Source organism: Shewanella sp. MF08487, assembly GCF_050848685.1.
GTDB classification, from domain to species: domain Bacteria; phylum Pseudomonadota; class Gammaproteobacteria; order Enterobacterales; family Shewanellaceae; genus Shewanella; species Shewanella glacialipiscicola.
Genome location: NZ_JBOZPB010000003.1, coordinates 24606 through 38180 on the forward strand (window position 1 = coordinate 24606; position 13575 = coordinate 38180).

General features: G+C 44.1%; 13 protein-coding genes. 6 read left to right on the forward strand and 7 right to left on the reverse strand.

Annotation, left to right across the window (positions count from 1 at the left end):
* Positions 1 to 145: 145 nt before the first annotated feature.
* Complete coding sequence (locus ACRN9H_RS02750; protein ID WP_432312368.1) at positions 146 to 301, reverse strand: hypothetical protein; 156 nt, start codon at positions 299 to 301, stop codon at positions 146 to 148.
* Between the two features lie 588 nt (positions 302 to 889).
* Here ACRN9H_RS02750 and ACRN9H_RS02755 point away from each other — a divergent pair.
* The 5 genes from ACRN9H_RS02755 to ACRN9H_RS02775 all read left to right on the forward strand — a co-directional run bounded on the left by ACRN9H_RS02755 (position 890) and on the right by ACRN9H_RS02775 (position 4604).
* On the forward strand, positions 890 to 1651 hold the full coding sequence (locus tag ACRN9H_RS02755; RefSeq protein WP_076501889.1) for a hypothetical protein: 762 nt from the start codon (positions 890 to 892) through the stop codon (positions 1649 to 1651).
* 108 nt (positions 1652 to 1759) lie between these two features.
* Positions 1760 to 1966: a KTSC domain-containing protein gene (locus tag ACRN9H_RS02760; RefSeq protein WP_432312369.1), complete on the forward strand. Its 207-nt coding sequence runs from the start codon at positions 1760 to 1762 to the stop codon at positions 1964 to 1966.
* 128 nt (positions 1967 to 2094) lie between these two features.
* A complete protein-coding gene (locus ACRN9H_RS02765) occupies positions 2095 to 2337 on the forward strand; it encodes a hypothetical protein (RefSeq protein WP_259567672.1) in 243 nt (80 codons plus the stop codon).
* Between the two features lie 2 nt (positions 2338 to 2339).
* Positions 2340 to 2543: a membrane protein insertion efficiency factor YidD gene (gene yidD / locus ACRN9H_RS02770; RefSeq protein ID WP_076500261.1), complete on the forward strand. Its 204-nt coding sequence runs from the start codon at positions 2340 to 2342 to the stop codon at positions 2541 to 2543.
* A 1026-nt stretch (positions 2544 to 3569) separates the two neighbouring features.
* A complete protein-coding gene (locus ACRN9H_RS02775) occupies positions 3570 to 4604 on the forward strand; it encodes a transposase (RefSeq protein ID WP_432312370.1) in 1035 nt (344 codons plus the stop codon).
* A 491-nt stretch (positions 4605 to 5095) separates the two neighbouring features.
* On the opposite strand, the gene atcC is transcribed toward ACRN9H_RS02775, so the two are convergent.
* The 6 genes from atcC to ppk1 form a co-directional block, all read right to left on the reverse strand.
* Positions 5096 to 5992: a cold adaptation protein AtcC gene (atcC, locus tag ACRN9H_RS02780; RefSeq protein WP_006081327.1), complete on the reverse strand. Its 897-nt coding sequence runs from the start codon at positions 5990 to 5992 to the stop codon at positions 5096 to 5098.
* Between the two features lie 11 nt (positions 5993 to 6003).
* A complete protein-coding gene (atcB, locus tag ACRN9H_RS02785; RefSeq protein WP_432312371.1) occupies positions 6004 to 6762 on the reverse strand; it encodes a cold adaptation protein AtcB in 759 nt (252 codons plus the stop codon).
* On the reverse strand, positions 6762 to 7289 hold the full coding sequence (atcA, locus tag ACRN9H_RS02790; protein WP_432312372.1) for a cold adaptation protein AtcA: 528 nt from the start codon (positions 7287 to 7289) through the stop codon (positions 6762 to 6764). The genes atcB and atcA overlap by 1 nt, the downstream gene beginning before the upstream one ends.
* Before the next feature lie 23 nt (positions 7290 to 7312).
* On the reverse strand, positions 7313 to 7597 hold the full coding sequence (gene atcJ / locus ACRN9H_RS02795; protein ID WP_076500256.1) for a cold adaptation protein ActJcold adaptation protein ActJ: 285 nt from the start codon (positions 7595 to 7597) through the stop codon (positions 7313 to 7315).
* 258 nt (positions 7598 to 7855) lie between these two features.
* Positions 7856 to 9352, reverse strand: a complete 1497-nt coding sequence (gene ppx / locus ACRN9H_RS02800; protein WP_432312373.1) for an exopolyphosphatase — start codon at positions 9350 to 9352, stop codon at positions 7856 to 7858.
* An 81-nt stretch (positions 9353 to 9433) separates the two neighbouring features.
* Positions 9434 to 11605 (reverse strand): polyphosphate kinase 1, encoded by a 2172-nt coding sequence (ppk1, locus tag ACRN9H_RS02805; protein ID WP_432312374.1) that lies wholly within the window; start codon positions 11603 to 11605, stop codon positions 9434 to 9436.
* Positions 11606 to 12097: 492 nt separating this feature from the next.
* Between ppk1 and yegD the strand changes: the two genes are divergently transcribed.
* Complete coding sequence (gene yegD / locus ACRN9H_RS02810) at positions 12098 to 13558, forward strand: molecular chaperone (protein WP_432312375.1); 1461 nt, start codon at positions 12098 to 12100, stop codon at positions 13556 to 13558.
* The last annotated feature ends 17 nt before the right edge of the window (positions 13559 to 13575 follow it).

The window sequence follows — 13575 nt, forward strand, 5'->3', positions numbered from 1 at the left end:
TCATTGTATACCCAGTGACTCTTCACCTCTTTATTTAACAAGAAGCATCCCTCAGGGCTCTAATAAAATATCCCTGTTTTAGAAGGTCACTGGTGGAACAATGCCAATCCTCACTAACCCTATCGCTGTTCGATTAGCTGAAAAGCTAATGCCTAAAGCAAGATAACTTTGTCGTCAGTTGTGCTGTATTCATTGTCATTGTTTCCCCTGTGACTCGCCATAAACTCGTCCCTGAGGGCTCGACGACGGCATCCATGCCGCCAACGGTCACAGTTGCAACAATGCCAATCTTAACTAACACTTCTGCTGTTCGTTTAGCTAAAAAGATATTGCCCCAAAGTGTGTTTCGTAGTTTGAATGCTTTAATCAAAATCAAAGTCGTGGGGCTTCACCCCACACCCGACCAAGGAGGACTGCTCGTCCTATCCTCCTTGGATGCTCCAAGACGCCCCCAACGGAGTTGAAAGCCCCTTGTGCTCATTGCCAAATTTGCTATCGCTTCCGAAGGATGCGTCCCTGCACCTGCGAAAGCTAGTCGGTCATCCATGACCGAACTCACGCACTCTTTATTAAATCAAGAGCTCTATTCGCCCTGCGGCAACTCCGAGGGGAGGTGTATTCCTTGGAGTTTTGAGTCGTTAGATAGCGATTCATCAGCAAAAAATAAGCGATAAAAATGAGAAAGCTAAAACGATATCAAGTGATTACCCATCAAACTGTATAAAAAACCGCTACCGCAAAAAAGCAAATTCCTATAGCATCATTTATACCCATTTACACGGATGTGGCAGCGGCCATATTTGAGATTTAGTGAACAAGCGATTTATGCCCTGCAAACAGCGCAGCGCATAAATACTAAGACGTTAAGAGTCCAAACTAATAGGAATCTATGAGCACAAAAATTAACCTCTCATTAGTTGTATACGGACTAGTTTTATTCTCAGGCATTTCCTATCTTTGGGGTTTTTGGATAAAGTTTGACATCAATATCCTTTCCTACGTTGCTCTAACCGAGATAGTAAAAGCCTCTGTTTATCCAGCTCTTCCTGCTATAGGTATCCTTGCTGCTTATTCTGCAATGGATGGAGTCAACTCAATGTCTAAGAAACAACATGATGAGTATATGGAAGCTGGCGGTATATTTAAGGGGTTCACTTATGTTCTTAAGTTTTACTGTATTTCAATGATGCTGCTGAGCTTGGGTAGCTCTGTATATACAGCGATAACTGAAACAGGGTACATGCGATTAAGAGGTCTTTATCCACTAGTATCTCTAATCCTGTTTTTATACATAATCTTCAGCAATAAGTATTTACTTAACTTACCGGTTAATTTAAGGGTATTTGTAGTTTCCATATTTTGTTTTTTACCTACAGTGGCATTCGCAAAAGGGTATACCAATGGCGAAAGTGCAATGGATCATAATGCGATAGGTTACTATGTGGTTAGCAGCGGGTATTGCTCATCAACTGAAGGAGAGAAATTTCGCTACATCGGTGTTTTAGGAAGTAGACTTTTTAGCATATCTTCAAAGGATAATAGTATCTGTATTTCAAAGTCTGAAGATTTTAAATTGGTAAGCTACAACGAACTAACTCTTAATAAGCAGCTCAACATGGATGCTGTAAAAACCGCAGCGCCTGTTAGTTGAGCGTTAAAAGTACAGGGAGTAATCATGTATACCGGATATTGGATTGATGATGGGCATATTTATGGTCCCTCCAAAACACTAACTTGGCTTAATAAATAGGAGTTCAAAATGACTGATTGGATAAACGTTAGATCTACGGCAATTCGTCGTATTGGGTATGACTCAGCTTCAATGCGTATGTATATTGATTTTGAGGATAGTGATCCGGTCTATACGTTTTGCAGAGTCCCCGAACAAGTATTTAAAGAGTTTGCTAATGCACGTTCAGTTGGCCAGTACTATCACCAATATATAAAAGATCGTTACGATTGCTGATAACATTTAACAAGCCACTTAAATTCATTCCAACCACTAAAAGCGTGGCCTACACCTGACTAGCTAACGCTCGCAATTTAGCGGAGCGTTATATTTCTTAGTAAGCATTGTACAAAGGAGTTAAACGGATGTTCGAGTACAAAATGGTACAAATCCCACCAAATATAGCTGTTCAGATGAAGGCTCACAAAGGGAATGAGGCAGCTGCGTATCTTGAAAATGTTGTAAATAAATATGCGTCTGATGACTGGGAATTTCAGCGTGTAGATAGTATAGGGGTTCAAGTTCAACCTGGCTGCATGGATTCGCTTTTGGGTAAGAAAGCCGAAAATAGTAGTTACTATGTGATTACGTTCCGGAAGGAAAAATAATTTTGGTTTGGCTCTCTATAAAGTTGATTCTAATGTATAGAGTCATAGCGCCAACAAGGCTAAGAGAATCATGCTTATTTGAGCCCACATGCTCTGAGTACGCGATTATCGCTTTAAAAAAATATGGATTTCTAAAGGGGTGGTTTCTTTCAATCAAACGTATTGTAGGCTGCAAGCAACCCCATGGTGGGGTTGATTATCCTTAAATAAAATAAGGAGAATCAAAATCGCCCACAAAGTAACGTGGGCTGAACTTTGCTATTGTTCAACTTATTTTGGAGCTTTAACCCATACAAATATTAATTCGAAACACGCCAATTAACGTACTTGCTATATCATGCTTTTGTCCCAAAGCATGCTGCGTAACGCTTTTAAATCTACAGATTACGCGAATGCTCGAAAGGTGTGCCATGGTGATTGGCGAGACGACCGTCCGCCCCATGGACGGGGCGGTCGAGCATCCAAGGACGGACTTGCTGCGAGTCGACGAGCGAATACCATGGCAAGCCTGTGCTAGTGGATACCCGTAAACGCTAAACTGCTAACAACTGAAATTACTGATCCCAAAACGCTACTTTTCAACACATTTCTGTCCCAATGTATGTTGCGTATGTCTTTTAAATCTACAGATTACGCGAATGCACGAAAGGTGAGCCATGATGATTGGCGAGACGACCGTCCGCGGGGCGGTCGAGCATCCAAAGGAATGACTTGAACAACATCCTTGTTTAACTGCCAGTTCGCCGTCCATGGCTCTCGTTTATAAGCTCAGAAACCCTAGGTTTCTATTCACCATGTCGATGAGTGAATGACATGGCAAGCCTGTGCGAGTGGATATCCGTAAACGCTAAACTGCTAACAACTGAAATTACAGCTCCCCAAACACTACTTTTCAACACCTATCTGTTCCCAAAGCGTTATCAAGCTTTACGCTAAAACCACTCAAAACTGAGAATGAGATGCTGAAGGTTGAATTGGGCATGGGGATAACAGACAATAAAAAAGTGCTTTATTTTTCAATAAAGCACTCATTTTAAAGCGATTCAAACACTCGTTAACCTACTGAACACACTACTGATTAAAGTACCGATCAAAGTACTATGTAGAGTGGCCAGCCAAGGAGGCCGACGAGACCTTCCTGAGAAATATTAGGACAGCCATATCTTTTTGTGTTTTTTAGCTTCTTTGACTAGGCTTTAAATTATCCTGATTTTGTCTGTGTGGAGTTTGCTATGACTTCGGCCAGAAGACTGTTAATTGATGCTAATGCGACAGCTTTCTACCATGTTATAAATCGTTGTGTCAGAAGGGCTTTTTTATGTGGTGAAGATAAGCTCACTGGTCGCAGTTACGAGCATCGACGTGGCTGGATTGTCGATAAAATCAAAGCCTTGTCGTCGATATTTTGTATCGATATTTGTGCCTATGCGGTGATGAGTAATCACTATCATTTAGTGCTTAAAATTGATGTCGACAAGGCTAAATCGCTAACGCAAAAAGACATTATCAGTCGTTGGTGCCAAATTACTAAAGGTCATGCAATTGCTACTAAGTATATGAATGGTGATGCATTAATCGACGCTGAATGCATGTTGCTCGATGGCTTAATTACCGAATGGCATGAGCGATTAAGCAGTATCTCCTGGTTTATGCGCTGTTTAAACGAAGAAATTGCCCGTAAGGCTAATCGTGAAGATGAGTGCAAGGGCGCCTTTTGGGAGGGGCGTTTTAAGTCGCAAGCGCTGTTAGATGAGCAAGCACTACTGGCCTGTATGATGTATGTGGATTTAAATCCAATCAGAGCAGGCATTGCCGATTCTTTGCAATCCTCTGATTTTACATCGATTCAGGAGCGAATTAACTCGCTAGATTCACCCAATCGCCCATTAGCTATCTCAACGCCACAAACTGACTCAGCAACCAATCAAGCTCATATTCTCCGCAAATCGTTGGTCCAGTTTGATGGTGCACTACACCAGAATGCGCAAGCGAGCATTCCGTTTCATTTTGCCGATTATCTCGAGCTGATTGATTGGACGAGCCGCGCCATTCGCCTTGATAAAAAAGGCTTTATTGATAATCAGCGGCCCAAACTGCTCAATGAATTAGGCATTGCGCCCGATGCGTGGCTCACGTCAGCCAAAGAATTTCGTCGTCAATACAGTGGCATAAGTGGTCGATGGGATAGCATGTGCGAGTTTAAAAAGCAGCATAACAGTGGTAAATGGTGTAAAGGAAAAGCCTCAAGCCAAGCGTTACACCCATAGGCTCATCACTGCTCAGGATTCAGCGCTGAGGATTATGTTTATTTATCCGAAATGAAGACGATTCCACGAAAAACGCAGCACGCTTTTGTCCCAAAGTGTGTTGCGTATGTCTTTAAATCTACAGATTACGCGAATGCACGAAAGGTGAGCAATGGCTCTCGTTCATAAGCTCAAAAAACCTAGGTTTCTATTCACCGTGTCGATGAGTGAATGACATGGCAAGCCTTTATGAGTGGATATCAGCAAACGATAAGCTTACAACATCAAAGTGATAGGTCATTCAGAAGATTTTTCCAACACCTATCTGTTCCCAAAGCGTTATCAAGCTCTACGCTAAAACCACTCAAAGCTGAGACCTAAATATTGATTGTTGGGATTGGATATAGAAACAAAAGGCAATAAAAAAGTGCTTTATTTTTCAATAAAGCACTCATTTTAAGCGACTCAAGCACTCGTTAACCTACTGAACAGACTGCTGATTAAAGTACCGATCAAAGTACGATGTAGAGTGGCCAGCCGAGGAGGCCGACGAGACCTTCCTTGTGTTCGAATCTTTCTAAGCGTTCGGGTGAAGCGTCGCTGAGTAAGAGTTCGCGGTAGCTTTTCGCAAAGTGCAGGGTACGCAGTAGGGCGGGGACAAAGTTTTTGCCGAGATCTTTACTGATGGTTTCAGCGAGTTCTGCGGGTAATTCTGCTAACGCTTTCTGGGTTTCCAATTCGATATGCTCACGGGTAAACCACTCCTCTTTTAAGGTGATTTTACCGATACGCTTTTTTAAATCCTGTCTGACTTTGGCGCCATCAAACAACAATCGATACAGTACCGCTTCGGCTAATACACTCTCTAGATTGAGAAAATCTAGCGGATCATAGCTCGATTGCGCGTAAAACTGTGCCAATAAGGCCGCAATTGACTGTTGGCGTTGATGCTCAAGCAGGGCATCTTGATAGGCTTCATAGCCTAACCATTCTTCTGCATCTGGCGGGCTGGACACTTGTTCGAGTAAGAACTTGTCGACATCGCCGTACAGTGACTTGCCGTTGACGAGTTTATGCTTGCTGACAGTGCTGAGCATACTCCAGCCTTTTTGAAAGCATTTGACTACGCCATCGGCGGTGATCAACAGGCGTATCGCCTGCTGCGGGTTTTGGTTTGACAATTCCATCAAACCAAGACTCACCACACCAATGACATCGTGCGCCGCTTGTTCAAGCAGGTGCATTTTGTACTTGTTGTAAAACTTATCGGCCAGTTTGAGGCTCATCAAAATGGCTTTGGATTTGATTTGTGACAGCTGTTCACCGCTCAGCGTTTCGTCTGCTTGGCCTTGGATCAATACCTTGCTCAGGTAGGGTCCTTGATCTACATCACGCAGTACCAGTTGCATCAAATAATTCCTTAATCCAAAAAGCTAAACATATCATCGACTTCAGCGTATTCATCCGTCACTTGGTTTTTCTCTTTGGCTTGAATAACCAGCTCGTTGACAAACTTGCTGATGATCATTTCCCAACCTGAGCTTTCGTTACGTAGCAGACTCTTAATGGCTTTTTCCACATCGGGCGCGAGCTCGTGGATCAAGGCCATTAGGCTGCGTGGGTCGTCTATGCTGAGGCTGTGTGCATCTTCACTGGCGACGCGGCTGTCGTAGCCGATGGTTTCTGTGTCTTCTTCGTCATCATAGAGATCTGTGTAGCCGTCTTCATCTTCATGTTTTTCGCCTAACATCATTTCGATGAAAGGGATCGACAGGTAGAAGAGGCCCGCAGGATCGTCGGCGATGCATTCTAAAATCGCGGTTTGCTTTTCTTCGCTATCTTGGATACGAATTAAATAGGTCAAAAAATCAAAGGTATGCTGAATCAGTTCTTCGGCATTGTTTTTGATTTTTTCTTCCCAGTACAAAGGTTGCTGACAGACGATGTCGCGAATTTGTTCTGGGGTCATGAGTTCAGACATGATCGAAGGGCAAGAGATATCATGGTGACTGTTGATTTGCGTCAGCGTGACGATATCCATGTGTTCGATGACTTCGACTAATTGCGCGTCGCTCATGGTATTTGCAATGATTTCAAAGCGTTTGCTCGCTTGTTTTGGCTCTACGTCCGCCAACTCTTTAATTTCGGCGACGGTAATCTCAATGAGACTAGTGTTCATTAGCGGTCCTCATCATCGTAGTGATCGTAGTAGCCATCTTCCTCTTCGCCTTCATCATCGTCGTCGTTATCAGAGGTGCCAACATAATCGTTGTCATCATCTTCATCGTCGTGATGTTTTGCTGCTGGTGTTGCTTTACCTTGATTTTCAAGTAAATACAGTACGGCGCAGCTTTCAATCAGTAAGGTTTCCGAGTAACCACGCACGGCTAACACTAAAGGTAAATCGGCATTGTTAAAGCCAATCGAGACTTTAAACTCATCCCACTCGGGTTGAGTTGCCGTGTTTATCCACTGTGCCCACTTGAGTTTGGCTTCGGCGGGAAACTTAATTCGACCGTAAAGCGCGACGGGCAGGTACTCAGGCACAGTATCGAGCATCTTAGGATCGGCTTCTAACACCTTTTTGATTTGGCTAGTAAATTGCTCTAGCGCTTTAGGTGTATCGGGATCGTCGTAGGACTCGATATTGTCGTAGGCATTATTTTTTAGCTCATTAATGCGTGAGATATTCAGTTTTTTGACCATTTGGCACTTACTCTAGAAAACGCTCAAGGATAAAATTGATCCCACAGCTCGCGCATGGCGCTAGCGGGATCGGTCACTATGACGTTATTGAAATCTTTGATAAACGCATTACGTCGCTTAGGATCGGACAACACATCATAAGCATTTTTAACGCGTTCAAGTTGTATGGCAGCTTGCTGCTTTTCTTCTTCCGAGGCGCCTAACAACTTGTCGGGATGATATTTGTTTGACAGCCGTCGATAGGCTTTTTTAATGTCGTCTTCTTTGGCACTGGGTTTTATACCAAGCACACTAAAGTGGTTAATCATACTTGTACCTGCAGGCGATGGGGCTGATATCGCGAGATAAAAAGGGTTGGACTCTGATTATCTTTAAATTCGTGGAATTATGATTAGTCAGCCGTGGATGATAGCAGAAATCCCCACTCAGCGGCAAACGCGCGAGCAGGAATTTGTGCTTTAGTGAAGGGTTAAAAATCCTTTAAACTTTAATCTGTTGTGGCGCATTACTTTAGCACGCGGTTATGCCGCTTAAATCAGTTATGCAAGTTAGAATTTCCTCTAAGGCTAACTTAAGCTCGACACTAAACGTAGGTTCATTCCAAGGGTGAGCATTTGTTTTTGTTCACGCTGTAAATCTTTCATAAATAAGTTGATTTTTCGCTTATGGCTTGGTAGCACTAGCATGAGTCCATCAGGGATGACCTTAATATGATCTAAGGTCAGCGTTTTGGCGATACGACCAAGATTGAGCAACACTGCGAGTCGTAGTAAACACAGTAGTCGATTTAATGTGAGTTTATGGCTGGGCTCAAGCTCAGCGAGCATCAATGCACGGGGCTTTTTCCTATGGTTGCTGATAAGCCGTGCTAAATCTAATTGTAATGCTTCACTAAACCCTGGTAAGTCACTGTTACTGATGATATAACCACCGTGTTTGTGCAAGGACTTTGAATTAATGTGTAGTCCAATTTCATGTAAGGTTGCGCTGTAGGCGAGTAGGCGCGCGTGCGGCCTTAATTGCCATTCGTCGGCGACCTGTTCAAACAAGGCCATAGCGGTATCACGTACCTTAGCGGCGTGGGCCATATCGATATGATAAAGCTGGGCAATACTGTCGACGGTGCGGTGGCGAATATCCTGATATTGACCAATCTTTGCCAGTTCATAGAGTACGCCTTCACGTAGGGCACCTGTGCTAAATTCCAGTTTATGTATCGGTAAGCGTCTAAAAAAGCTGATTAAAATAGCCAGCCCCGCAGGCACTAAAGGCGTGCGTTTATCATCAACATGGGCAAATTTGATCTGGTTAATATGGCCACATTTTATCAACTTGACCTTGAGTTGTTTTAGCCGTGACAGTGTAATGGTTTCATCGCCGTGTTCTTCTTGAATCGCTTCGCAGATAGCTTTGACGGTACCTGAGCTGCCTAAGGTGAGCTCCCAGCCGCCGGTAAAATATTCCTTGGAGAGTGAAGCAAACTGTTTATCGGCCGCGCTCTGTGCATCACGAAACGAAGCTGAGGTAATACGGCCATCGGTAAAAAACCGTTCATTAAAACTCACGCAGCCGCAGCGCAGGCTCGACAATTGTGTTGGGGTATTTTTATGGCCGATCACCACTTCGGTAGAGCCGCCGCCTATGTCTATGACTAAATTGCTTTTTCCAAGCACTTGGCTTTGGGAGATACCATTATAAATTAAGCGCGCTTCTTCATGGCCTGAAATCACTTCTACCGGATAGGGCATAATAGCGAGCGCCGCTTGGATAAATTGTTCGCGATTTTTGGCAATTCTCAGGGTGTGGGTCGCGACTAAGCGTACTTGGGCTTGGTCGAGATTAGAAAATCTTTGGTTAAAATCCCGCAGACAATTAAGGCCACGTTCAATGGCTGCATCGTCAAGCACATTGTGTGCATCGAGCCCCGTTGCGAGCTGAACCTGTTGTTTTTCTTTGTGCAAAATTTGCAAATTGCCATCTTGCTCGCGGGCAATAATGAGATGAAAACTGTTTGACCCCATATCAATGGCGACAAAATGGTTCGAGGCTGATTGTGTCAACATATTAGCTGGTGACTGTGTTTGCGAATGAGTAGAGCCCAATCAGATTATCCTTAAGCAATGGCAGTGAAATAACGCCAGCATTTAGCCAACGTTGGCCTGTAACGCTTGATTTATATCGGGCGCAGCAGGGTCATCTTGCTGATCATCCTCTTCATGGACTTGCAGTTGTATGGCATTAAATTCTTGTTGCTGGCGCTTTTCATAATTAATCAAATACTGATAAATGGCAACTTGAGAGCGTACTTTCCGCTTATTTCCGCGATTACGATAAGGATTACTTTGCTCCTTATTGATGATGCGAGCCTTAGTGTTGTCATTGAATTGTAGTGATAAAATATCCATAACCATCTGTTTTAAATGCAGATCATAAATAGGTACACTCACTTCAACACGATTATCAATATTGCGGCTCATCCAGTCTGCAGAGCAGAGAAAGAGTTTATTTTCGCCGCCAGCGTGGAACAGCATCACCCGGGAATGCTCAAGGAATCGGTCTACAATACTGTAAATTTCAATGTTATCGCTAATCCCGGGGATTTGCGGAATAAGTGAGCACATACCGCGAATGAGTAACTTAATTTTGACTCCAGCCGCTGAGGCTTCATAGAGTTTTTGGACCAATGACTCATCGAGTAAGTTATTTAGTTTTAAGGTAATCGCTGCTTTGATATGGTTTTGAGCATTAACGATTTCATTATCAATTAAGTGACTCAGTTTTTGTCTGGCATCGTAGGGCGACACGATTAAATGCTGGAAGTTATCGCGGCGATACGGATGCTCAATCAAGTCAAACACTTGCTCCACTTCACGGGCAATCTCTTGATTGGCGGTGAACAGTGACAAGTCGGTATATACTCGCGCCGTGCCTTCGTTAAAGTTGCCTGAGCCGACGTGACAATAGAGTTTAATTTCTCCTTGTTCTTCGCGGCCAATTAAACACAACTTAGAATGCACCTTCAAACTGGTAATCCCGTGGTGAACCTTTACGCCCGCTTCGGCCAAGATGCGCGTCCACTCGATATTAGATTGCTCATCAAACCTAGCCCTGAGCTCGATAACCGCCGTAACCTGCTTACCGTTTCTCACTGCATCGACAAGCGATTGCACCACATGGGATTTTTTTGCCACTCGGTATAAGCTAATGCGAATAAAACGTACCGCAGGATCGTATGCCGCTTGGCGTACCATTTCGGTAAAGTGCGAAAACTTATGATACGGATAGTTAAGCATAATATCGCCCATCCGAATGGCATCGAAACTGTTAGCACAGCGGCAAAAACCTGCACTATTAAGTGCGGGTAGCTTTTCATTTTCGAGATAATCGCGGCTTGGGTTTGGAAAGGCAATAAAGTCTTTAAAGCTGTGATAACGCCCACCGGGGATCAAACATTCGGTCGAGCTGATATTCAAATTGTCTTTGAGCATCACCAACATATGTTCGGGCATTTCTTTGTCATAGACTAACCGTACAGGCTCGGCGGTGAGACGTTTTTTAAGGCCTCGGGTCATTTTTTCGAGCTGGGTTTGCTCTAGCTCATCGGTGATATCAAAATCCGCATCACGCGTTAATTTCATTGAATACACTTCAATGGCATCGTACTCAAAGAAGGGGCCGAAGAGTTCATCTACACAATGGCGAATAATATTGTCGAGTAAGATTAAATACTTTTTTGTCTTACTCTTTTCTGTCGGTAACTCGATAAAGCGCGGCACATTTTTAGTAGGCACTTCGACTAGAGCGTATTGGCGGCGCGCTTTAGTAAATAAGCAGACACACAGATAGGTGGCATCATCGTTGATTTGTTTAACTAAATCGCGGTTATTATTGACAATAAGCGGGGCAATATGACGTTTAAAATGGTCTCTAAAATGCTTTTTTAGCCAGTTGCTGTGAAACTCGCTGAGCTGTTTTTCATTGATTAATAGAATATTACGCCGTACAAGCTCGCGCATTAAGTCCGTGTATATGCCGTCAAACCTTTCTTGCAGCGCCATCACTTTAGATTGAATCTTAGCCATTAAATGGCGGCTATTACTACGACCTTCCTGTAGGGATGAAAGCAGCATTGAGCGCCTAACCGAAGCCACACGCACCCTGAAAAATTCATCCATATTGTTGGAAAATATGCCTAAAAAGCGCACTCGTTCCACTAACGGCACATTATGATCGCAGGCTTCTTGCAACACTCGCTCGTTAAAAGATAGCCAAGAGAGTTCTTTATCAATCGAAAGTTTGTCGGTATTGGGGGGCACTGCACAGGTCCTTTAAGCAAGCGTCATGGCGCAATATACAATAACATTCATCCGTGTTTGTGCAATCAGCTTTAGGTGATTAAATTTGCTGTGGTATTAACGCCGTCCATAGGGCGTGTTGACGTTTCGAGATTGAATTTTGTTCGCTCTGGCAAGCTCGTGAGCACGAAACGAGAAGTGACGTATAGTTATCCTACTCAAATGACGAGTGACAAAGAGCAAGAGCTTGCCAGGCGAACCCTTCGGGCAGCGTTTGGCTGGCGTTTCTGCTGCGTTATCGCCCGTTTATGTAGAATAACTACACTGCACGGGCTTTGCCTTGCATAAAAGCCAGCCAACTCGCTGCAAAATAACCCTGAAACGTCAACACGTCCTAGCTTTTTGTTAGGTGAAACTTGATGTTGTTAAGTGGCTAACCGCCCATGTTAACTTCTTTGGCATTATTGCAAACTATGCTATTGTGCTCGGCTTTTTTATCGCGGGAGTAAAGGTATGTTTGTTGGATTTGATTATGGAAGTGCTAACTGCGCCATAGGGATTATGCAAAATGATGTTGTGCAGTTATTGGCCTTATCAGAGCAATCTGCTTATTTACCTTCGACCTTATATGCGATGGACAGAGAACTCATCGCCGAAGCGGTTTATCGCGGTCTTCCTACTGAGTTGAAAGCCGATTACGCCAACAAACGTGCCGCTCAAATCAGTCGTGCCCGTATGGTGCGCCATGAGTTAGATCTCGATGCCGATGTTCAGGCTGTATTTGTTGGCGAGCAGGCGGTGAGCGCTTATTTAGATATGCCGGAGGAGGGATTCTATGTCCGTTCGCCAAAATCCTTTTTAGGCGCGACAGGGCTTAGACCCGAACAGGTAGCTCTGTTTGAAGATATTGTTACCCTGATGATGATGCATATTAAAGTGCGCGCCGAATCGGTATTGGTCGAAAAGGGTCTTGTTCAACTAGGCGCTGAGGCGATAATTACCCATGCAGTGATTGGTCGCCCAGTGAACTTTCAAGGTATAGGCGGCGAAGAGAGTAACCGTCAGGCAGAAACGATTCTCACCTTAGCGGCGAAACGTGCGGGTTTTATCGGCGTTGATTTTTTGTTCGAGCCGCTAGCGGCAGGAATGGATTATGAAGCGACCTTGACCGACAACAAAACCGTGTTGGTTGTTGACGTGGGCGGCGGTACGACCGACTGCTCAGTAGTCAAAATGGGGCCAGCTCACAAACATAAAGCGGATCGCAGTGAAGATTTTCTCGGTCACAGCGGCCAGCGAATCGGCGGTAACGATCTTGATATCGCCCTTGCAATGAATGCTTTTATGCCACATTTTGGTTTAGGTTCGTTAATGATTAATGGCAAACCTATGCCCAGTAAAGCATTTTGGAATGCTGTGGCGGTCAACGATATTAGCGCCCAGCGAGAGTTCAACACGTTAAGTAGTCGTAAACTGATTGATGAATTGATTAAAGAAGCCGAGCAGCCGCAGCTGCTGAGCCGACTGTTAAAAGTGCAACAGCAGCAGTTAAGCTATCAGTTAGTTCGCCAAGCAGAGCGTGCCAAAATTGCGCTGTCGGATGCTGAACATACTGATATTAATCTCGATTTTATTGAAGCAACGCTGCATGCGGGTGTGAGCCGTGACTTGTTTGAGAATGCCATTGAGTCTTCGCTGACGAAAGTGGAAGCCCTGATGCACCAAGCACTTGCACAAGCGGCACAAACCTTGGCTGTTAACAATGTGTCGAGTGAAAATGTGGCTACTGTAAATGTTGAACCAGAATGTAAACCCGATGTCATTTACGTGACAGGGGGCACGGCGCGAAGCCCAGCTATTTACGCTAAAATCAGCGGTATTTACCCTGATATACCTGTCGTGGTTGGTGATCATTTTGGCTCAGTGACGGCAGGGCTAACCCGCTGGGCACAAAAGCTATTTGCTAAGCACTAACATATAAGCAGCACTAA